The sequence below is a fragment of the Pantoea dispersa genome (assembly GCF_019890955.1).
Classification (GTDB): Bacteria; Pseudomonadota; Gammaproteobacteria; order Enterobacterales; family Enterobacteriaceae; genus Pantoea; species Pantoea dispersa.
The window spans coordinates 2,617,632-2,636,910 of record NZ_CP082346.1 but is presented as its reverse complement, the minus strand read 5'-3'; the positions used below and the strand labels follow the sequence as shown (position 1 = coordinate 2,636,910).

Genomic DNA, 19,279 nt, shown 5'->3' with positions numbered 1-19,279 from the left:
GGCTGACTGGCATCAGGTTAGCGGAATTTTGTGACTGGCTTAACTGTTCTGCGAAAATTCGGAATTTCTCGCAATTTTTCCTCTGCCCTGACGCCCGCGCACTGGCAGCGCAGCGGCCTTAATGCCAGGGTTACTCTAACAAACTCTAAAAAACTTTACGGTTTGGCGGTTTTTTTCACCGGCGTGAACCGTTAGCGTTTGGTAAGACATGTCTTACCTGCACAAATCCGTGATTTTACAAGGACAATTGGGTCACGCTCATGAGAAAAACATCCCTGACTTCAGTCTGGCGGCCACTGGCGGCCAGTTCATTATTGTTGCTTTTCGTCCCTGTCACCACTCAGGCCGAGCAGGCACCGGCGGCACCGCAGATTGAGGCAAAGGCCTGGATTCTGATGGACTACAGCAGCGGCAAAGTGCTGGCAGAGTCCAATGCCGACCAGCGTCTTGATCCCGCCAGTCTGACCAAAATGATGACCAGCTACGTGGTCGGCCAGGCGCTGAAATCCGGCAAAATCACCAGTAACGACATGGTGACCATCGGCCAGGATGCCTGGGCCACCGGCAATCCTAAACTGCGCGGGTCGTCGCTGATGTTCCTCAAGCCGGGCGATCGCATCCCGGTCTCGGAACTGAATAAGGGCGTGGTGATCCAGTCGGGGAATGATGCCTGTATCGCGCTGGCGGACTATGTCGCCGGCAGTCAGGATGCCTTTATTGGCCTGATGAACAATTACGTTAAAGCCTTTGGCCTACAAAACACCCACTTCATGACGGTGCACGGTCTGGACGCCGAAGGCCAGTACAGCACTGCACGCGACATGGCGATTATCGGCCAGCGCCTGATTGCTGATGTGCCGGAAGAGTATGCGCTGAACAGCGAAAAAGAATTTACCTTTAATAATATCAAACAGATGAACCGCAACCGCCTGCTGTGGAGCAGCAACCTCAAGGTTGACGGCATCAAAACCGGACATACCTCGGGGGCGGGCAACAATCTGGTTGCTTCAGCGGTGGACGGCGATATGCGCCTGATTTCGGTGGTACTGGGCGCGCAGACCGATGCAATTCGCTTCCGCGAGAGTGAGAAGCTGCTGACGTGGGGCTTCCGTTTCTATGAAACCGTTACGCCTATTAAAGCGGATAAACCGTTTGCTCAGCAGCGCGTGTGGTTTGGCGAACACAGCCAGGTCAACCTCGGCGTGGCGAAGGATGCGGCGATCACTATCCCGAAAGGGCAGATGAAAAATCTCAAAGCCAGCTTTACCCTCAACGCACCGCAGCTGGAAGCGCCGCTGAAAAAGAATCAGGTGGTGGGCACTATCGATTTCCAGCTGGATGGCAAAACTATTGAGCAGCGTCCGCTGGTGGCGATTGAGGATGTTCCGGAAGCCGGCTTTATTGGCCGCATCTGGGATTTCATTATGATGAAATTCAACGGCTGGTTCGGTAAATGGTTCAGTTAATCTCAGGGCGGCGGGTCAGCCCGTGGCTAACCCGCCTGCCGGCTGAGTTTACCCGCGAACCCAGCCTTTTTTAATCGGCATCGCGAACAGGGCGCGGTAGAGTTGATGCGTCAGCGCCAGCATGCGCTGACCGTACAGCTGCCACGCCAGATGCGAAGCCAGACAGCCAAGCAACCCCACCAGAAAACCGCCCAGCATATCCAGCGGCCAGTGCACGCCGAGATACACGCGTGACCAGGCAATAGCGCTGCCAATCGCCAGCAAAACCACGCCGGACCACAGACGGTGCCAGAAAATAAACGCCAGCGCGAAGGTAAAAATCGTGGTGCCGTGATCGCTGGGATAGGAGTCATCAGCGGCATGTGACAGGAACTGATGACCGAAGCCAATGGCGAACGGGCGCGGGTGTGGCAGCAGCTGGCCCACGCACCAGGAGATGCTCAGCGCATAAATCAGCGCCATGCCGGTTTTCAGCACCAGCGCGCGCTGCGACTGTAGCTGATCGCGCGGTCCCCACAGCCACAGGGCGACAATCAGCAACGGTACAATAGCAATCACATCTTTGGCGATAAAGGTCGCCAGGCTGAGCAGCCACGCGGGTGAATCCGGCGTGGCGTTAATCCATAAAAAGAGGGTGTGGTTAAGAGCTTCCATCACGTTTCCTCGTCCTCGTCTTGTTTACCCAAAAAGAAATTGCGGCAAAAATCAGCAGCTGGCTGAGCCACACCCACCAGCCCGCCCACAAATTGTGGGAGAAAAAGTGCGCACCACGCATCACCTGGCCATAGCCCATCAGCAGGCCACAGGCGATACCCATTGCCAGCGCCAGCAGCGCGCGGCGTGGACGCTCCGGCCACCACAAAAAAAACAGCGCCATCAGCGCAAAGCCGCTGGAAGCATGGCCGCCCGGAAAGCACTGGCCGGGGCCACTGTTGGCCGGTACCGCCGCCAGCAGCGGAAAGCTCGCGGCGTTGCCGCCGAACAGCGCCAGATCCCACGGACAGGAGTGCGCGCTGTGCGCCTTCAGCATGCCTACCACCAGCGGCCCCATGCCAAACAGCAGGGCCACCAGCACACGCCGGGCGTCGCGCTGTAGCAGACCGCGCAGTAATAGCAGCACCGCGCCAGCGATAATCACATCCTTCATCAGCCGATGGTTAATCAGATCCAGCCAGCGGTTGTGCTGCCACGGAAAACGCCGGGTGAGCGGATCAAACCAGCGCTGGCTGATGGCGATGTCGAGGCTTTCGTGGCGCGACCACCACAGAAACGCCAGCGCCATAATTGCCAGCAAAATAAGGTTGATAGCGTAGAAGCGTGCGGACAGAGAATAAATAGCCGCGCTCCGAATCTCACTGCGGGTTGTTGGAGTGTTTAACTTTGATGAAAGTTGCATGAATATTTGCAAATAGCGAAACCAGAGTGACAGGGTGGCAAATCACGCTTAGGGAAACCTTAAGGGGGGCGCGTAGCAGGCATAAAAAAACCCGCTAGCAGAAGGCTAACGGGCTCCTCAATTTGGGGATTTCAAAGAAAAGCAGTGGCACTTATTCAGACTGCATCGCGTCCGATTAGTTCTGACGCGTGTAAAAATATTTTTAAACAGGCAAAAGCGGCCAGATGATGACGATCAGCGTCCCCGCCAGCGTCAGCAAGACGTTGGCAATGGCGTAGGTGCCGGCATAGCCGAGCGCCGGAATGCTGCTGCGCGCGGTATCGCTGATGATCTCCATGGCCGGTGCGCAGGTGCGCGCGCCCATGATGGCACCAAACAGCAGCGCGCGGTTCATGCGTAGCACGTAAGCGCCGAACAGATAGCAAATCACCACCGGTAACAGACTCACCAGCAGGCCGCTCAGCAGCATCAGCGCGCCCGCACTGCCGAGACCGTGCTGCAGCCCGCTGCCGGCGCTCAGGCCAACCCCGGCCATAAACACCATCAGGCCAAACTCTTTCACCATGGTCAGTGCGCCCTGCGGGATGTAGCCGAACGTCGGGTGGTTGGCGCGCAGAAAGCCGAGCATGATGCCGGCAAACAGCAGGCCGGCGGCGTTGCCCAGGCCAAAACTGAAGTTGCTGAACTGGAAAGTGATCATGCCGATCATCAGGCCGATGATAAAGAAGGCGCAGAACGCCAGCAGATCGGTCATCTGGCTGTGAATAGCAATGAAGCCGATGCGATCGGCCAGGCTTTTCACCCGGCGCGCTTCGCCGCTCACCTGCAGCACATCGCCTTTGTTGAGCATAATGCTGTCGTCGATCGGCATCTCAATCTGGCTGCGGATCACCCGGTTGAGGAAGCAGCCATGATCGGTCAGTTTTAAATGGCTCAGGCGTTTATTCACCGCGTTGTGGTTTTTCACCACGATCTCTTCGGTGACGATGCGCATGTCGAGCAGATCGCGATCGAACACCTCTTTACCATTACGGAAACTGGCGTCGAGACGCGCATGGGCATCCGGATAGCCGACCAGAGAAATTTCGTCGCCGAGCTGCAAAACTGCATCACCGTCCGGACTGGCCAGAATGCCGTTACGCCGCAGGCGCTCAATGTAGCAGCCGGTCTGACGGTGAATCCCCAGCTCACGCAGGTTTTTGCCGCCGCTCCACTCAACCAGCTCCGGACCAACGCGGTAGGCGCGAATTACCGGCAGGAACACTTTACGCTGGCTGTCCGCATCCAGACCGCGCTCGCGCGCGATTTGCTGGGCGCAGGTCGGCAAATCCTGATGCTGCAGGCGCGGCAGGTAGCGTGCGCCAAAAATCAGGCTGACCAGCCCAATCAGATAGGTGAGGGCGTAACCCAGGCTGAGGTTATCCTGCATGCGACCCAGCAGCTGCGTGTCGCTGATGCTTTGCCGCAGCGTATCGCCTGCGCCCACCAGCACCGGCGTTGAGGTCATCGAGCCGGCCAGCATGCCGGCGGTGAGGCCGATATCCCAGCCAAAAAGTTTGCCGAGCGTCAGCGCAATCAGCAGGGCGCTGACCACCATGACGATCGCCAGAAAGAAATAGTTCTTACCGTCGCGGAAAAAGATGGAGAAAAAGTTGGGACCGGCTTCCACCCCGACACAAAAAATAAACAGCATAAAGCCCAGACTTAAGGCGTCAGTATTTATCGCGAAGTGTTGCTGACCCAGAATCAGCGAAACCACCAGCACACCAATAGAATTACCGAGTTGTACGGAGCCAAGGCGTAATTTACCCAGGCACAGGCCGAGGGCTAATACGACAAATAATAACAGAACGTCATTTCCGCTTAACAATTCTGCGACGTTAATGTTCACGGTTTAACTTCTTATTTACCTGTAACGGGTTGATGGGAGGGGATTTTTTCGCTATCTTGTGACGGCAGCGCACGGCCCGGTCACCGAATGTTCTTAATCTGTGACCCACATAAAGCGGCGCCATTCTAATCATAATTAACACCCTCAGCTATCAGCAGTTTTCATTCCTTCTGCCTTCAGCTGTTTCTTTTTATTTCCACGTAAGCGCATCAGGGCAGTTAAAAGTTTCAATATTGTTAACGTCAAAGTTGAGGAGAGGTATGTTGCAGCGCAATAATCGCTGGCCAGCATCGGTTCTGGGCGTGATGCTTTATACGCTGGTGTTTATTTTTGCACATCATTTTTGGTCCGCCGCCGCGACGCAGGCGGTGCGTGGACAGCCGGAACTGCTGCTGTTTCTGCTGCCGGGCATCGTGATGGCGCTGCTGCAGCCGGACAGTCCGCTGATCGGCACACTGTGGATCGCGCTGGGCGGGACGCTGCTGGGCATGATGTGGGTGTGGCTGGTGATGCCGATGACGCACAGCTTGCTGCTGGTGACGGCGTGGAGCCTGAGTGCTCTATTCTGGGCGGGGTGCGGTGCGCTGCTGGTGCGCCTGTTGCGCATTATGCTGGCGATGCGCACCAGTTGAGTGAAGCGAAGGCGGGCCCGCAGGCCCGTCAGGTCAGGCTTCGATGCCGAGGTTTTCTTTGGTCCACGCCGCAAATTCGGTGTAACCACCGATGTGCTGGTCGTCGAGGAAGATCTGCGGCACGGTAGAAACCGGTTTGCCGGCACGCGCTTCCAGGTCGGCTTTAGTGATGCCGGTCGCCTGGATATCGACGTACTGATAATTAAAATCGTCGCGCTCGCTGGTTAACTTCGTGGCTAACTCTTTTGCTCGTACGCAGTATGGGCAGCTGGAACGGCCAAAAATCACTGCAATCATTGCTTCTCTCCTTCCGCTGCTGTTTTGTGACTTGTCTCACATCACAGCGTGAATAATGCGTCACATCATGCCCGCCCATCCTGCTTAAGAAAAGCAGAAATTGCCTGTTACTCTAATGCGCGCTGTCTATACCCGGTCACAATGCCGTACTACAGTAATCGGGTATCACCTGCAGCAGAAACAGATGAACACTGAGGAGCCCTGAACCATGCGTAATCTGGCGACGTTGCCCAAACCCGTGCTACTGCTGGAAGCGCTGGGCGTGCTGGCAGTGATTGGCGCGCTGCTGCTGGTCAACGACTGGCTGGCGGCACCGGCATTCATGGCGAAAAAACCGCTGGCAACGCTGCTGTTTTTCCTCGGCATTGCGCTGATGCTGCCGGCAGCGTGGCTGATGATGTGGCGCACCGCAAAGGCGATGGCACCGCAGTTGTTCAATCACACCCACAAAAAGAAGTAACCGGAGAGGATTATGACGCCGACTATTGATTTGCTTTGCAGCCACCGTTCCATTCGCGCCTTTACTGAGCAGGGGATTGATGACGCCCAGCGCAGCGCGATTATCGCTGCGGCGCAGGCGGCCTCGACCTCCAGTTTTTTACAATGTTCCTCCATTGTGCGTATCACCGACCGCGCTCTGCGCGAGCAGCTGGTGCAGCTCACCGGCGGCCAGCCGTGGGTCAGCGCCGCAGCGGAGTTTTGGGTGTTCTGCGCCGACTTCAACCGCCACCAGCAAATCTGCCCTGAGGCTCAGCTGGGCCGAGCCGAACAGCTGCTGCTGGGTTGTGTCGATACCGCGCTGATGGCGCAGAACGCCATGGTCGCTGCGGAATCGCTCGGTTTAGGCGGCGTGTTTATTGGCGGCATTCGCAACAGCATCGCGCAGGTGACGGAGCTGCTGGGGCTGCCGAAGTTTGTGCTGCCGCTGTTTGGTTTCTGCATCGGCCATCCCGACGCGTCACCGGACGTCAAGCCGCGCATGCCGCAGGCGATGCTGGTGCATGAAAACCGCTACCAGCCGCTGGATAAAGCGGTGCTGGCGCAATATGACCAGCAAATCACCGCTTACTATCAGCAGCGCGACAGCAATCAGCGCTCGGAAACCTGGAGTGAACTGATTCAGCGTTTGATTATTAAAGAAACGCGACCGTTCATGCTGGACTACCTGCATCAGCAGGGCTGGGCAACGCGCTAAGCACAGGGACCGCTGCAATGAAGATGGCCATTCTCACCCGTGACGGCGCGCTCTACTCCTGTAAACGCCTGCGTGAAGCCGCGGAAGAGCGTGGCCATCAGGTGCAGATGATCGATCCGCTCTCCTGCTATATGAATATCAACTCCGACTCGCCGGCGGTGCACTATCGCGGTGAGGCGCTCGGCCATTTTGACGCGGTGATCCCGCGCATTGGCACCGCCACCACCTTTTACGGTACGGCGGTGCTGCGCCAGTTTGAGATGCTCGGCAGCTATCCGCTCAACGAGTCGGTGGCCATTACCCGTGCACGCGACAAGCTGCGCTCGCTGCAGTTGCTGGCGCGCGAGGGCATCGACATGCCGGTTACCGGCTTTGCCTCGTCGCCGGATGATACGCAGGATGTGATCGCCATGGTCGGCGGCGCGCCGCTGGTGGTGAAACTGGTGGAGGGGACGCAGGGGATCGGCGTGGTGCTGGCGGAAACCCGCCAGGCGGCAGAGAGCGTGATCGATGCGTTTCGCGGTCTCAATGCGCATATTCTGGTGCAGGAGTTCATCAAAGAGGCGCGCGGGCGCGACATCCGCTGCCTGGTGATTGGCGACGAAGTGGTGGCAGCGATTGAGCGGGAAGCGAAAGAGGGCGATTTCCGCTCTAATCTGCACCGCGGCGGCAGCGCCCGCGCCGTCACCATTACCGATCAGGAGCGCGAGATCGCGGTCAAAGCGGCCACGACACTGGGATTAGCCGTGGCGGGTGTGGATATTCTGCGCGCCAACCGCGGTCCGCTGGTGATGGAGGTCAATGCTTCTCCGGGGCTGGAGGGCATCGAAGGCAGCACCGGTTTAGACATTGCCGCCATGATGATCCGCTGGATTGAGCAGCACGCCTGTCCCGGTTATCGTCCGAAAACCGGGGGCTGAACCGCGCTTTTGCGCGGTTTTCGTGGCATCTGCAGCCATTTTTCCGTAAGCTAAGGCGCTTATTTATTCACCCCACAGGATACAACGATGGATTCACTGGTCGTTCCTGACATCGACATGCTGCGTCGCTGGCTGGATCAACAAAATATCACCTGGTTCGAATGCGACGCCTGTCAGGCTTTGCATCTGCCGCATATGCAGAATTTTGACGGGGTGTTTGACGCGAAAATCGACCTGGTGGATAACGTTATCCTCTTCTCGGCGCTGGCAGAAGTAAAGCCCACCGCGCTGATCCCGCTGGTTGGTGAACTGTCGCAAATCAATGCCAGTTCGCTGACGGTGAAAGCCTTTATCGATATACAGGATGACAACCTGCCGAAGCTGATTGTCTGCCAGTCAATCAGCGTAAGCGCCGGCATCACCTTGGGTCAGTTCACCCACTTCATGAAGCAGAGCGAAGAGGGGATTTCGATGGTGATCATGGAAGCGTTCGCCAATCATCTGCTGATGATGGGTGAAGACGAGGAGCGTCCGCCGAGTGTCAGCAGCCACAGCATGCTGCACTGATTTTCTCCCTCCTGCTAACTGCCGCTTTTTGCGGCAGTTTTCATTTCAGGCCCACCACTTTTTATTCTGCATTTTGCCCTTTATTGCCAGATATTAGTCGTGCTTTATGCCGCTAGTGCCAGAGTGCATAGCAGAAACATGCATAACTTATCGCAAAAAGGCGTTTTTTAAGCTGGGATCTGGCACGCAGGAATCAGGGGGGCTATTCTTGCGGGGCTGTCTGATACGTGCAACTACGGCGCAGCTATAGGTTTTTGCTATTAAACTCCCGCTGAATATTGATTCATTGTGTGGCTGTAATTTAACAGACAACGCAACGACCGGATCGCGTGTATGCAGCGTTGTGATGACCCGCTCAGGAGGAAGAAAAACATGATCAACCAGTCAAAAAAATGGTTGCCAGGTGTGGTTGCAGGTGTGCTGATGGCTGCGGCCGTGGGCGCTCAGGCAGAGGATAAAACGCTGCACGTTTATAACTGGTCCGATTATATTTCGGCCGACACCGTGCCCAATTTTGAAAAGCAGACCGGCATCAAAGTGGTCTACGACGTGTTTGACTCCAACGAAGTGCTGGAAGGCAAACTGATGGCCGGCAGCACCGGTTATGACGTGGTGGTACCGTCGTCGAGCTTCCTCGCGCGTCAGCTGCAGTCTGGTGTGTTCCAGGAGCTGGATAAGAGCAAGCTGCCTAACTATAAAAACCTCGATCCCGATCTGATGGCGAAAGTGGCCCAGCACGATCCGGGTAACAAATACGCCATTCCTTACCTGTGGGGCACCACCGGCATTGGCTATAACATCGATAAAGTCAAAGCGGCACTGGGCGCCGATGCGCCGGTTAACAGCTGGGATCTGGTACTGAAGCCGGAAAACCTGGAAAAACTGAAGAGCTGCGGCGTTTCGTTCCTCGATGCGCCAGAAGAGATTTTTGCCACCGTGCTGAACTACCTCGGCAAAGATCCGAACAGCTCTGACGCGAAAGATTACACCGGTGCGGCGACCGACCTGCTGCTGAAGCTGCGGCCGAATATCCGCTACTTCCACTCTTCGCAGTACATCAATGACCTCGCCAACGGCAACATTTGCGTTGCCATCGGCTGGTCTGGCGATATTCTGCAGGCGAAAGATCGCGCGGTGAAAGCCAACAACGGTGTCCATCTCGGTTACAGCGTACCGAAAGAGGGCGCGCTGGCATTCTTCGACATGATGGCCATTCCAAAAGACGCGAAAAATCTGGATGCGGCTTATCAGTGGCTGAACTACATCATGGATCCGAAAGTGATTGCCGACGTCTCCAACAAGATGAACTACGCCAACGGCAACAAAGCGTCGCTGCCGCTGATCAATGCGGATGTGCGCAACAATCCGGGTATCTTCCCGACGCCGGAAGCGATGGCCAAACTGTTTGTGCTCAAGGTCCAGGATCCGAAACTGGATCGTGCGCGTACCCGTGCATGGACTAAAGTAAAAAGTGGTAAGTAATTCGTTCTGAACGAATTCCCTTATCGGTAAACGACAACAGAGGCGCGGTGCTGGCCTCTGTTGTGTCATTTAGCGGCTGGCTGTGCCGCGCTATCCCGCTTAGCGCCGGAGACATGTGAGTGAACGACGCGATTCCCCGCCCCCAAAATAAAACGGCTAAGGCGTTAACGCCGCTGCTGGAAATCCGCAACCTGACGAAATCGTTTGACGGCCAGCACGCCGTGGATGATGTCAGCCTGACCATTTACAAAGGCGAAATTTTCGCACTGCTGGGCGCTTCCGGCTGTGGCAAGTCCACGCTGCTGCGGATGCTGGCCGGCTTTGAAATTCCCAGCAGCGGCCAGATTGTGCTGGATGGTCAGGATCTGTCCCACGTGCCGCCGTATCAGCGGCCCATCAACATGATGTTCCAGTCGTACGCGCTGTTTCCGCACATGACGGTGGAACAGAACATCGCTTTTGGCCTGAAGCAGGACAAACTGCCGAAAGGCGAAATCAGCAGTCGCGTGGCAGAGATGCTGGCGCTGGTGCATATGGAAGAGTATGCCAAACGTAAGCCGCACCAGCTTTCTGGCGGCCAGCGTCAGCGCGTGGCGCTGGCGCGGAGCCTGGCGAAACGTCCCAAGCTGCTGCTGCTCGACGAACCGATGGGCGCGCTGGATAAAAAACTGCGTGACCGCATGCAGCACGAAGTGGTGGATATTCTGGAGCGCGTAGGCGCTACCTGCGTGATGGTGACCCACGATCAGGAAGAAGCCATGACCATGGCGGGCCGCATCGCCATCATGAACCGCGGTAAATTTGTGCAGATCGGCGAGCCGGAAGAGATTTACGAGCACCCGACCAGCCGCTACAGCGCCGAGTTTATCGGCTCGGTGAATGTGTTTGATGGCCTGCTGCGCGAACGCCGCGACGAAGGCGTGGTGATCGACAGTCCGGGGCTGATGCATCCGCTCAAGGTGCAGACCGATGTGTCGATTGTGGACAACGTGCCGGTGCACGTGGCGCTGCGGCCGGAAAAAGTCATGCTGTGCGACGAGGTGCCGGCCGACGGCTGCAACTTTGCCGTCGGCGAAGTGGTGCACATCGCCTATCTCGGCGATCTGTCGATTTACCACGTACGGCTGCGCAGCGGCCAGATGATCAGCGCCCAGCTGCAGAATGCGCATCGCTACCGTAAAGGCGCGCCCACCTGGGGCGATGAAGTGCGCCTGTGCTGGGATGCCGACAGCTGTGTGGTCCTGACGGTTTAAGGAGGCGCTATGAGCCAGATTTCTCAACGCAGCGAGCCGGAGGTAGCGGGCACACCGCTGCAGCGCTGGGGCACACGCATGAAAATGCAGCACGGTCGCAAGCTGGTGATCGCGCTGCCTTATCTGTGGCTAATCCTGCTGTTTATGCTGCCGTTCCTCATCGTGCTGAAAATCAGTTTCGCCGATATTGCGCGCGCCATTCCGCCGTACACCGATTTGGTGACCTGGGCGGACGACCAGCTCAACCTGGTGCTCAATCTGGGCAACTACCTGACGCTGACCGACGACCCGCTGTACGCCGAAGCGTATCTCACCTCGCTGAAGGTGGCGGCGATCTCAACGGTAATCTGTCTGCTGATCGGTTATCCGCTGGCGTGGGCGGTGGCGCACAGCAAGCCCTCCATGCGCACCATCCTGCTGCTGCTGGTGATCCTGCCGTCGTGGACCTCGTTCCTGGTACGCGTCTATGCGTGGATGGGACTGCTGAACAACAACGGGATCCTCAACCGCTTTCTGATGTGGCTTGGCGTGATCGATCATCCGCTGATCATCCTGTACACCAACACGGCGGTGTATATCGGTATCGTTTACTGCTACCTGCCGTTTATGGTGCTGCCGATCTACACCGCGCTGACGCGCATTGATTATTCGCTGGTGGAGGCGTCGCTCGACCTCGGCGCGCGACCGCTGAAAACCTTCTTCAGCGTCATCGTGCCGCTGACCAAAGGCGGCATTATTGCTGGCTCAATGCTGGTATTTATCCCGGCGGTGGGCGAGTACGTGATCCCGGAACTGCTCGGCGGACCGGACAGCATCATGATTGGGCGCATTTTGTGGCAGGAGTTCTTCAACAACCGCGACTGGCCGGTGGCCTCGGCGCTGGCGGTGATCATCCTGCTGATCCTGATTCTGCCGATCGTCTGGTTCCACAAACATCAAAACCGTGAAATGGGGGAGAAGGGATGAATCAGCTACCGGTAATCCGCTCTCCGTGGCGCACCGCGATTCTGGCGCTGTGCTTCCTGTTCCTGTACGCGCCGATGCTGCTGCTGGTGGTTTACTCCTTCAACAGCTCGCAGCTGGTGACGGTATGGGAGAGCTTCTCGTTTCACTGGTATCGCGTGCTGTTCCAGGATGATGCGATGCTGGATGCGGTTGGCCTGAGCCTGACCATCGCGGCGCTGTCGGCCACCATGGCAGTGGTGCTCGGCACCATGGCGGCGGTGATTATCGTGCGCTTCGGGCGTTTTCGCGGCCACAGCGGCTTTGCTTTCATGCTCACCGCGCCGCTGGTGATGCCCGACGTGATCACCGGTTTGTCACTGCTGCTGCTGTTCGTGGCGATGGGTAACACCTTTGGCTGGCCGGGCGATCGCGGCATGCTGACCATCTGGCTGGCGCACGTCACGTTCTGTACCGCCTACGTGGCGGTGGTGATCAACTCGCGGCTGCGCGAGCTGGATCGCTCAATTGAAGAAGCGGCGATGGACCTCGGCGCTACGCCGCTGAAGGTGTTCTTCGTGATTACCGTGCCGATGATTGCCCCGGCGATCATTACCGGCTGGCTGCTGGCGTTTACTCTGTCGCTGGACGACCTGGTGATCGCCAGCTTCGTCACCGGGCCGGGCGCTACCACGCTGCCGATGGCGATCTTTGCCACGGTGCGGCGCGGCGTCAATCCGGAGATCAACGCGCTGGCCTCGCTGATTCTGTTTGTGGTCGGGCTGGTCGGCTTTATCGCCTGGCGCTTTATGGCGCACGAAGAAAAACAGCGATTGCGCGATATTCAGAAAGCAAAACGTGGCTGAGTGACGCAACATTTGCCAATATAAGCAAGGCTGACTCTGTCAGCCTTTTCTTATGGAGCGCGCGCAATGTCGGAAACGTTGAAAAACCTGGTGTTAACCTCCACGCCCGTGCCGGTGACCATTGCCGGCAGCGCCATTATCGCCACGCGCTGTATCAGCGTGCTGATGCTGGCCAATGAGCTGGGCTATGACGAAATCGCCAATTTCGTGCACCGCAGCGCGCAGGCGTGGGACTCCACGCTGATCTTTATCGCCAGCCAGCTGATTTTCCTGTTTGAACTGCGCTGTGCCTTTACCCTGATGCGCGGCAGTGATGCCGGGCGCTGGGGCTATGTGGCCACACAGATCGTGGTGCTGCTGTACATGCTGATGGCGTCGGTCGGCTGGATCTATCCGGAGATTTTCAGCATTCCCGGCGAGAATAACGCGCAGATTATCCACCACACGCTGCTGCAGAAACTGCCGGATGTGCTGGTGCTGCTGCTGCTGTTTGTGCCGGCCAGCAGCCGCGCTTTTTTCCGCAGCCGGTGATACAATCGGCCCCCGTTTTTGCTCCCGATTCTCAATACAGGCCTTTCCATGCATTGCGCGCTTTATCAGGCCGGTCGCTGTCGCTCATGTCAGTGGCTGGAAAAACCCTATCCGCAACAGCTGAGCGACAAGCAGACACAGCTGACGCAGCTGCTGGACGGCATGCCGGTCGCCGACTGGCGGCCGCCGGTTACCTCGGCGCAGCAGGGGTTTCGCAATAAAGCCAAGATGGTGGTGAGCGGCAGCGTGGAAAAACCGCTGTTCGGCGTGGTGGCGCGTGACGGCGAGCCGGTGGATCTCTGCGCCTGTCCGCTCTATCCCGCCAGCTTCGCGGCGGTATTCGACGTGCTGAAACCCTTTATCGCCCGTGCCGGTCTGACGCCGTACAACGTGGCGCGCAAACGCGGCGAGCTGAAGTTTTTGCTGCTGACGGAGAGTACCCAGGGCGGCATGATGCTGCGTTTTGTCCTGCGCTCGCACCGCAAACTGGCGCAGCTGCGCGCCGCGCTGCCGTGGCTGCAACAGCAGCTGCCGCAGTTGCAGGTGATCTCCGCCAATATTCAGCCGGTGCACATGGCGATACTGGAGGGCGAGGAGGAGATGGCGCTGACGCCTGAGCAGGCGCTGCCGGAACGCTTTAACGACGTGCCGCTGTATATCCGTCCGCAAAGTTTCTTCCAGACTAACCCGCAGGTGGCGGCTGCGCTATACGCAACGGCACGCGACTGGGTGGCGGAGCTGCCGGTGCACAGCATGTGGGATCTGTTCTGTGGCGTTGGCGGCTTTGGCCTGCACTGCGCCACGCCGCAGATGCAGCTGACCGGCATTGAAATCAGTGCGGAAGCCATCGCCTGCGCGCAGCAGTCGGCGCAGCAGCTGGGGTTAGAGCAGGTGAGTTTTGCCGCGCTGGATTCCACGCAGTTTGCCACCGGGCATACGAGCGTGCCGCAGCTGGTGCTGGTCAATCCGCCACGTCGCGGTATTGGTGCTGAACTGTGCGCCTGGCTGAGCCGCATGGCGCCGGACTACATCCTGTATTCCAGCTGCAATCCCGCCAGCATGGCGCAGGACATTGCGCGCCTGGCCGACTATGACATCAGCCGCGTGCAGCTGTTCGATATGTTCCCGCACACCGCACATTTCGAGGTGCTGACGTTACTGCGTCGTAAGGGTGGAATCGCGTAGCGCCCGGCTGCGCTGAGGACGTGCAGAACCTGGCAGGCCCGGCGCCACGCAACTCCATAATGCTTATTCCGGGAACCACTTCTGATTGATCTGCTGCCAGCGACCATTGGCTTTCAGCGCCGCCAGCGCGCTGTTCAGCTGTTGCAGCAGCGCGCTGTTGCCCTTGCGCACCGCAATGCCGAGCCCGGTGCCGAAGTAGTCGCTGTCGGTAATGTGCTCGCCGACCGTGCTCAAATCCGCATTGGCCTTCAGCCACTGATTGACGACTGCGCTGTCACCAAATACGCCGTTGAGCCGGCCATTTTTCAGGTCGAGGATTGCGTTCTGGTAGCTGTCGTAGGCCACCGCAATTACTTCCGGATGCTTCTCCAGCAGGTATTTCTGATGGGTGGTGCCGTTTTCCACGCCGATGCGTTTGCCTTTCAGCTGGCTAAAATCGCTATATTCACCTTTATGGGCGATGACGATTGCCGAATTGGCGTAGTAGGGCTGGGTAAAATCGACCTGCTTACTGCGCTCGGCGGTGATATCCATGCCGGAAATGACCGCGTCATAGCGACGGAATTTTAGCGAAGGAATCAGGCTATCAAAGGCATTGTTGGTGAAAGTGCACTCGGCCTGCATCTGCTGACACAGCGCTTTAGCGAGGTCGATATCAAAACCGACAATCTGGTTATTCTGATCGAGTGATTCGAACGGGGGATAAGTGGCTGAGGCAGCAAAGCGAATTTTCTCTGCCGCATAAGCATTCATTGCCAGCGTTGCCATCACTGCCGCAACAATCCATTTTTTCATTATAAGGCTCCTGTAAACTATGCCAGAGGCGAAACGATTTACACGATGCCAGTTAATGCATTTGTATGCAATAAATATGATTAAAAATTTATTTCGTTGCGATCTAATACAGTGAGGAAGGGCGCGGCGCTTTCCTTCGCACCGCGTCAGACGATCAGTTGCGGCGCTCAAACGCCAGCGCGCGCTTCTCGACCAGGCGCATCAGCAGCGTCAGCAGGCCGTTAACCACCAGATAAATCAGACCGGCGGCAGCATATACGGTGACGTCATAGGTGCGGCCATACAGCAGCTGGCCGTGGCCCATCACCTCCATCAGCGTGATGGTATAGGCCAGCGAAGTACTCTTGAACACCAGCACCACTTCGTTGGAGTAAGAGGAGAGGGCGCGCTTAAACGCGTACGGCAGCAGAATACGCAGCGTATCGCGGCGGCGCATGCCCAGCGCGGCGCAGGACTGCCACTGCCCGGCCGGAATGGCGCGCACCGCGCCGTAGAACAGCTGTGTGGTGTAGGCTGCGCTATTAAGCGACAGCGCCAGCATGGCACACAGCCACGGCTGCGACAGTAAATGCCAGAGCCACGGCACGTTCTGAATGCTGGGGAACTGGCCGGGACCGTAATAGATCAGGAAAATCTGCACCAGCAGCGGCGTGCCGGTAAACAGGGTGATATAGCCTTTGACCAGCCAGTTGAGCAGCGGCAGCTTCAGCGCCAGCACAATGGTGCACAGCAGCGCCAGCAGCAGCGCGGCGACCAGCGAGGCGGCCGTTAGCGTCAGGCTGGTATGCAGGCCTTTCAGTAGCTCAGGTAAATACGCCAGCATGCGTCAGGCCCCCCGCTCGAAACGCGTGGTACGTGATTCAATACGGCGCAGTACCGCCTGACTGAATAGCGTAATCACTAAATAGATCGCGGCAGCCACCAGATACCAGGTAAACGGCTCCTGGGTGCGCGTCGCAATGCTTTTGGTCTGCAGCATGAGATCGTTGACGCTAATCAGCGACACCAGCGCCGTATCCTTGAGCAGCACCAGCCACTGATTGCCGAGTCCGGGCAGCGCATGGCGCCACATCTGCGGCATAATCAGGCGGAAGAATATCGCTGACTTTTTCATGCCCAGCGCCTGGCCTGATTCCCACTGGCCGGACGGCACCGCTTTCAGCGCACCGCGCAGCGTCTGAGAGGCGTAAGCCGAATAGAGCATCGCCAGCGCAATCACGCCACACAGGAACGGGCTGACATCAAAGTTCTCAATCTGCATCTGCACCGGCAGGATGAACAGGCCCAGATTGAGCTGGAAGCCGTCCGACAGCGTCAGCAGCAGCTGCGAGGCACCGAAATAGATAAACAGCACCACCAGAATTTCCGGCAGGCCGCGAATCAGCGTCACCAGCCCGGTACCGATCCACGCCAGCGGTTTCCAGCGCAGCGATTCCCAGCCAGCAAAAATCATCGCCAGCGCGAGGCCGGCGATCAGGGCACAAACGGCAAGGCCGACGGTCATGCCGGCGGCGCTTGCGAGTGGAATCATTTCATTCATCAGAAATTACTGCTGAAACCATTTGTTGTAGATGGTTTTGTAGGTGCCGTCGGCTTTGATCTTATCCAGCGCGCCGTTGAACTTCTGCTGCAGTTCGCTGTTGCCCTGACGCACGGCGATGCCGAGACCGGTGCCGAAGTAGGCTTTGTCGGTCACTTTCTCACCCAGCGCGGCGAGGTTGGCGTTCTGCTTCAGCCACTCGTTAACCACGGCGGTATCCCCGAACACCGCATCAATACGGCCATTCTTCAGGTCGAGCACCGCATTCTGGTAGCTGTCGTAAGGCACGATGGTGATGTCGCTGTGCTTGTCAGAGAGGTATTTCTGGTGCGTAGTGCCGTTCTGCACGCCCACACGCTTGCCTTTCAGCGCCGCAACGTCCGCCAGCTTGCCTTTCTGCGCGATGAAGGTCGCAGAGTTGTCGTAATAAGGTTTGGTGAACAGCACCTGCTTTTCACGCTCTGGCGTAATATCCATGCCGGCCATCACCGCGTCAAAACGGCGGAATTTCAGGCTGGGGATCAGGCTGTCGAAGGCCTGGTTGGTAAAGGTGCAGGTCGCATCGATCTCTTTGCACAGCGCATTGGCCAGATCGACATCAAAGCCCTGGATTTTGTTGTCGGAGTCGACAAATTCAAACGGCGGATAAGACGCCTCGGTCGCGAAACGCAGGGTCTGCGCGGCAGAAGCGCTCAGGCTCAGGCTGGCAAGCAGTGCAGCAAGTACAACTTTTTTCATTAGAAGCATCCTGACTTAGTGCGAAAGATAATGAGCAAACGCGTCGGTTTGCGGCTGTGTAAAGTGGCTGGCATCGCCCTGTTCAATGATGCGACCATTCTCCATGTACACCACCTGGCTGGCGGTTTTGCGCGCCACCTCAACTTCGTGGGTCACAATCACCTGCGTGATCTGCGTCTGCGCCAGCTCACGAATGATGCTGACGATCTGCGCCGTGATCTCCGGATCAAGCGCCGCGGTCGGTTCATCAAACAGCAACACCTGCGGCTCCATCATCAGCGCGCGCGCAATTGCCACGCGCTGCTGTTGGCCACCGGAAAGGTGCAGGGGGAAGCGATCGGCGTACGGCGTCAGGCGCAGGCGTTCCAGCAGTTTATCGGCGCGCGCGCGTGCCGCATCTTTGCTGAGCCCGAGCACACGACAGGGTGCTTCAATCAGGTTCTGCATCACGCTGAGGTGCGGCCACAGGTTGTACTGCTGGAACACCATGCCGACATTCTGGCGCAGTTCGCGAATCGCGTTGTCGGACGGCGTCTGGCTGAAATCGAAGTGGTTGCCGGCAATCTGCAGGCTACCGGAACGCGGCAGCTCCAGCAGGTTGAGCACGCGCAGGAGTGAACTTTTACCCGCGCCACTCGGGCCGAGCAACACCAGCGTTTCGCCCTGTGGGCAGGCCAGGTTGATATCGAACAGCGCCTGATGGGCACCGTAAAAACAGTTGATGGCGTTTAGTTGAATACTCATGCGCAAAAAATGAATAGCAATTAGTGTCGCAAATCTTAACGTCACCAGAATAGTTATGCAATTGAGGTGGGTTAAAATTTATTAAAGAGCAATTAAACAGCAAAAGCGTAGCACAAAATCGGGCAGGGCAGCGGGGAAAGGGGCTGACGGGTAAGCGTTGGCTGTTGCGCGGAAGCTTAGCGGCGCCGCAATGGTGCGGCGCGCTAATGGTTGCGGCTGAGTGCGGAAAAAATGCGCGACTATTTTTTCTCTTCCAGCAGCTGGCTGAGCGAGCCGCCACCGGCGTGTGGCCAGTCGCCGACGTAGCGCACATCATCCACTACCCAGCAGGTGCCTTCGTGGATCATCAGCACTTCATCGCGCCAGCTTTTATCGCCGCGGCTCAGCGTCACGCGCAGCGGAATGTTACGCGCGTCGCGGTTAGGAATGCTGGAGGCGCTGGCCACGTCAGCGGCAGTGGGCCCCTGTGCCAGGCTGGAGAACAGATCGCCCTGGCGCCACGCTGCCGGTGGGTTGCTCTGGCTGCTGGCACGCAGCAGTTTCTGATACAGGTTGTCGCTCAGGTACGGGCGATATTTTGCCAGCGTGGTACTGTCCGGCAATCCCTGGGTTGGCTGGCTGACACGTAAATCGTAGAACTGCTGCGCCACGCTGTCCGGACCGCCGTCAACGCAGGGTGCGGTACGCGGCCCGTTGTCCTTGATCACCGGCTCAACGGTGGTACAGGCACTCAGCAGCAATGCAGCGGGAACAAGCAGCGCAAAGGCTTTGTTTCTCATCTCGATTTCCTTATTGTTCACTGGCAAAGCGCCATTTTTAGCATAGAGTATAGCCGTGCT

The 19,279-nt window shown here is 57.7% G+C and carries 22 protein-coding genes; 12 read left to right on the top strand and 10 right to left on the bottom strand.

What is annotated here, in order from left to right:
* The first annotated feature begins 260 nt into the window (after positions 1-260).
* Entirely contained in the window at positions 261-1,466 is a 1,206-nt protein-coding gene (locus K7H94_RS12310; RefSeq protein ID WP_222951120.1) for a serine hydrolase, read from the top strand.
* Positions 1,467-1,514: 48 nt separating this feature from the next.
* Here K7H94_RS12310 and ybjG read toward each other — a convergent pair whose 3' ends face one another.
* The 3 genes from ybjG to K7H94_RS12295 form a co-directional block, all read right to left on the bottom strand.
* A complete protein-coding gene (ybjG, locus tag K7H94_RS12305) occupies positions 1,515-2,120 on the bottom strand; it encodes an undecaprenyl-diphosphate phosphatase (RefSeq protein ID WP_021508389.1) in 606 nt (201 codons plus the stop codon).
* Positions 2,107-2,862, bottom strand: a complete 756-nt coding sequence (locus tag K7H94_RS12300; RefSeq protein ID WP_222951119.1) for a phosphatase PAP2 family protein — start codon at positions 2,860-2,862, stop codon at positions 2,107-2,109. Before K7H94_RS12300 ends, ybjG begins: the two co-directional genes overlap by 14 nt.
* Positions 2,863-3,064: 202 nt before the next feature.
* Positions 3,065-4,753, bottom strand: coding sequence for an aspartate:alanine antiporter (locus tag K7H94_RS12295; RefSeq protein ID WP_021508387.1), 1,689 nt, complete (start codon positions 4,751-4,753; stop codon positions 3,065-3,067).
* Positions 4,754-5,013: 260 nt separating this feature from the next.
* Between K7H94_RS12295 and ybjM the strand changes: the two genes are divergently transcribed.
* On the top strand, positions 5,014-5,385 hold the full coding sequence (gene ybjM, locus K7H94_RS12290) for an inner membrane protein YbjM (protein WP_021508386.1): 372 nt from the start codon (positions 5,014-5,016) through the stop codon (positions 5,383-5,385).
* Between the two features lie 33 nt (positions 5,386-5,418).
* Here the strand turns inward: ybjM and K7H94_RS12285 are convergent, their stop codons facing one another.
* Entirely contained in the window at positions 5,419-5,682 is a 264-nt protein-coding gene (locus K7H94_RS12285) for a GrxA family glutaredoxin (RefSeq protein WP_010618314.1), read from the bottom strand.
* Positions 5,683-5,890: 208 nt separating this feature from the next.
* Between K7H94_RS12285 and K7H94_RS12280 the strand changes: the two genes are divergently transcribed.
* From K7H94_RS12280 to rlmC, 10 genes are all read left to right on the top strand, one after another.
* Positions 5,891-6,142, top strand: a complete 252-nt coding sequence (locus K7H94_RS12280; protein WP_058769528.1) for a DUF1418 family protein — start codon at positions 5,891-5,893, stop codon at positions 6,140-6,142.
* A gap of 12 nt (positions 6,143-6,154) precedes the next feature.
* The gene (gene nfsA / locus K7H94_RS12275) at positions 6,155-6,877 is read left to right on the top strand and encodes an oxygen-insensitive NADPH nitroreductase (protein ID WP_058757789.1); all 723 of its coding nucleotides are present in this window, start codon (positions 6,155-6,157) and stop codon (positions 6,875-6,877) included.
* Between the two features lie 17 nt (positions 6,878-6,894).
* Positions 6,895-7,797: a 30S ribosomal protein S6--L-glutamate ligase gene (gene rimK, locus K7H94_RS12270; protein ID WP_058757788.1), complete on the top strand. Its 903-nt coding sequence runs from the start codon at positions 6,895-6,897 to the stop codon at positions 7,795-7,797.
* Positions 7,798-7,884: 87 nt separating this feature from the next.
* Positions 7,885-8,364, top strand: coding sequence for a type III secretion system chaperone family protein (locus K7H94_RS12265; RefSeq protein ID WP_058769529.1), 480 nt, complete (start codon positions 7,885-7,887; stop codon positions 8,362-8,364).
* Between the two features lie 372 nt (positions 8,365-8,736).
* Positions 8,737-9,846: a spermidine/putrescine ABC transporter substrate-binding protein PotF gene (gene potF, locus K7H94_RS12260; protein ID WP_021508381.1), complete on the top strand. Its 1,110-nt coding sequence runs from the start codon at positions 8,737-8,739 to the stop codon at positions 9,844-9,846.
* Positions 9,847-9,965: 119 nt separating this feature from the next.
* Positions 9,966-11,099, top strand: coding sequence for a putrescine ABC transporter ATP-binding subunit PotG (gene potG, locus K7H94_RS12255; RefSeq protein ID WP_021508380.1), 1,134 nt, complete (start codon positions 9,966-9,968; stop codon positions 11,097-11,099).
* Positions 11,100-11,108: 9 nt separating this feature from the next.
* Positions 11,109-12,065, top strand: a complete 957-nt coding sequence (gene potH / locus K7H94_RS12250) for a putrescine ABC transporter permease PotH (RefSeq protein ID WP_021508379.1) — start codon at positions 11,109-11,111, stop codon at positions 12,063-12,065.
* Positions 12,062-12,907 carry a putrescine ABC transporter permease PotI gene (gene potI, locus K7H94_RS12245; protein WP_058757786.1) on the top strand — a complete coding sequence of 282 codons (846 nt, stop codon included), beginning with the start codon at positions 12,062-12,064 and terminating at the stop codon, positions 12,905-12,907. Before potH ends, potI begins: the two co-directional genes overlap by 4 nt.
* 66 nt (positions 12,908-12,973) lie before the next feature.
* Positions 12,974-13,438 carry a YbjO family protein gene (locus K7H94_RS12240; RefSeq protein WP_222951118.1) on the top strand — a complete coding sequence of 155 codons (465 nt, stop codon included), beginning with the start codon at positions 12,974-12,976 and terminating at the stop codon, positions 13,436-13,438.
* A gap of 48 nt (positions 13,439-13,486) precedes the next feature.
* On the top strand, positions 13,487-14,623 hold the full coding sequence (rlmC, locus tag K7H94_RS12235) for a 23S rRNA (uracil(747)-C(5))-methyltransferase RlmC (protein WP_222951117.1): 1,137 nt from the start codon (positions 13,487-13,489) through the stop codon (positions 14,621-14,623).
* Between the two features lie 63 nt (positions 14,624-14,686).
* On the opposite strand, the gene K7H94_RS12230 is transcribed toward rlmC, so the two are convergent.
* The 6 genes from K7H94_RS12230 to K7H94_RS12205 form a co-directional block, all read right to left on the bottom strand.
* Positions 14,687-15,418, bottom strand: coding sequence for an arginine ABC transporter substrate-binding protein (locus K7H94_RS12230; protein ID WP_021508375.1), 732 nt, complete (start codon positions 15,416-15,418; stop codon positions 14,687-14,689).
* Positions 15,419-15,572: 154 nt separating this feature from the next.
* Positions 15,573-16,241 (bottom strand): arginine ABC transporter permease ArtM, encoded by a 669-nt coding sequence (artM, locus tag K7H94_RS12225; protein WP_021508374.1) that lies wholly within the window; start codon positions 16,239-16,241, stop codon positions 15,573-15,575.
* A gap of 3 nt (positions 16,242-16,244) precedes the next feature.
* Positions 16,245-16,958 carry an arginine ABC transporter permease ArtQ gene (gene artQ, locus K7H94_RS12220; RefSeq protein WP_058757782.1) on the bottom strand — a complete coding sequence of 238 codons (714 nt, stop codon included), beginning with the start codon at positions 16,956-16,958 and terminating at the stop codon, positions 16,245-16,247.
* Between the two features lie 6 nt (positions 16,959-16,964).
* Complete coding sequence (gene artJ, locus K7H94_RS12215; protein ID WP_021508372.1) at positions 16,965-17,696, bottom strand: arginine ABC transporter substrate-binding protein; 732 nt, start codon at positions 17,694-17,696, stop codon at positions 16,965-16,967.
* Between the two features lie 15 nt (positions 17,697-17,711).
* Positions 17,712-18,440 carry an arginine ABC transporter ATP-binding protein ArtP gene (artP, locus tag K7H94_RS12210; RefSeq protein WP_058769534.1) on the bottom strand — a complete coding sequence of 243 codons (729 nt, stop codon included), beginning with the start codon at positions 18,438-18,440 and terminating at the stop codon, positions 17,712-17,714.
* 239 nt (positions 18,441-18,679) lie between these two features.
* Positions 18,680-19,219, bottom strand: coding sequence for a lipoprotein (locus K7H94_RS12205; RefSeq protein WP_222951116.1), 540 nt, complete (start codon positions 19,217-19,219; stop codon positions 18,680-18,682).
* Positions 19,220-19,279 lie beyond the last annotated feature (60 nt).

Bases quoted from the DNA above. Each gene is read 5' to 3' on its own strand.
- nfsA (WP_058757789.1), top strand. From the start codon at position 6,155: ATGACGCCGACTATTGATTTGCTTTGCAGCCACCGTTCCATTCGCGCC.
- artJ (WP_021508372.1), bottom strand. From the start codon at position 17,696: ATGAAAAAAGTTGTACTTGCTGCACTGCTTGCCAGCCTGAGCCTGAGC.
- potH (WP_021508379.1), top strand. From the start codon at position 11,109: ATGAGCCAGATTTCTCAACGCAGCGAGCCGGAGGTAGCGGGCACACCG.
- K7H94_RS12310 (WP_222951120.1), top strand. From the start codon at position 261: ATGAGAAAAACATCCCTGACTTCAGTCTGGCGGCCACTGGCGGCCAGT.
- K7H94_RS12265 (WP_058769529.1), top strand. From the start codon at position 7,885: ATGGATTCACTGGTCGTTCCTGACATCGACATGCTGCGTCGCTGGCTG.
- potI (WP_058757786.1), top strand. From the start codon at position 12,062: ATGAATCAGCTACCGGTAATCCGCTCTCCGTGGCGCACCGCGATTCTG.
- artQ (WP_058757782.1), bottom strand. From the start codon at position 16,958: ATGAATGAAATGATTCCACTCGCAAGCGCCGCCGGCATGACCGTCGGC.
- ybjG (WP_021508389.1), bottom strand. From the start codon at position 2,120: ATGGAAGCTCTTAACCACACCCTCTTTTTATGGATTAACGCCACGCCG.
- rimK (WP_058757788.1), top strand. From the start codon at position 6,895: ATGAAGATGGCCATTCTCACCCGTGACGGCGCGCTCTACTCCTGTAAA.
- K7H94_RS12230 (WP_021508375.1), bottom strand. From the start codon at position 15,418: ATGAAAAAATGGATTGTTGCGGCAGTGATGGCAACGCTGGCAATGAAT.
- K7H94_RS12205 (WP_222951116.1), bottom strand. From the start codon at position 19,219: ATGAGAAACAAAGCCTTTGCGCTGCTTGTTCCCGCTGCATTGCTGCTG.
- potF (WP_021508381.1), top strand. From the start codon at position 8,737: ATGATCAACCAGTCAAAAAAATGGTTGCCAGGTGTGGTTGCAGGTGTG.
- artP (WP_058769534.1), bottom strand. From the start codon at position 18,440: ATGAGTATTCAACTAAACGCCATCAACTGTTTTTACGGTGCCCATCAG.
- ybjM (WP_021508386.1), top strand. From the start codon at position 5,014: ATGTTGCAGCGCAATAATCGCTGGCCAGCATCGGTTCTGGGCGTGATG.
- artM (WP_021508374.1), bottom strand. From the start codon at position 16,241: ATGCTGGCGTATTTACCTGAGCTACTGAAAGGCCTGCATACCAGCCTG.
- K7H94_RS12300 (WP_222951119.1), bottom strand. From the start codon at position 2,862: ATGCAACTTTCATCAAAGTTAAACACTCCAACAACCCGCAGTGAGATT.
- rlmC (WP_222951117.1), top strand. From the start codon at position 13,487: ATGCATTGCGCGCTTTATCAGGCCGGTCGCTGTCGCTCATGTCAGTGG.
- K7H94_RS12285 (WP_010618314.1), bottom strand. From the start codon at position 5,682: ATGATTGCAGTGATTTTTGGCCGTTCCAGCTGCCCATACTGCGTACGA.
- K7H94_RS12280 (WP_058769528.1), top strand. From the start codon at position 5,891: ATGCGTAATCTGGCGACGTTGCCCAAACCCGTGCTACTGCTGGAAGCG.
- K7H94_RS12240 (WP_222951118.1), top strand. From the start codon at position 12,974: ATGTCGGAAACGTTGAAAAACCTGGTGTTAACCTCCACGCCCGTGCCG.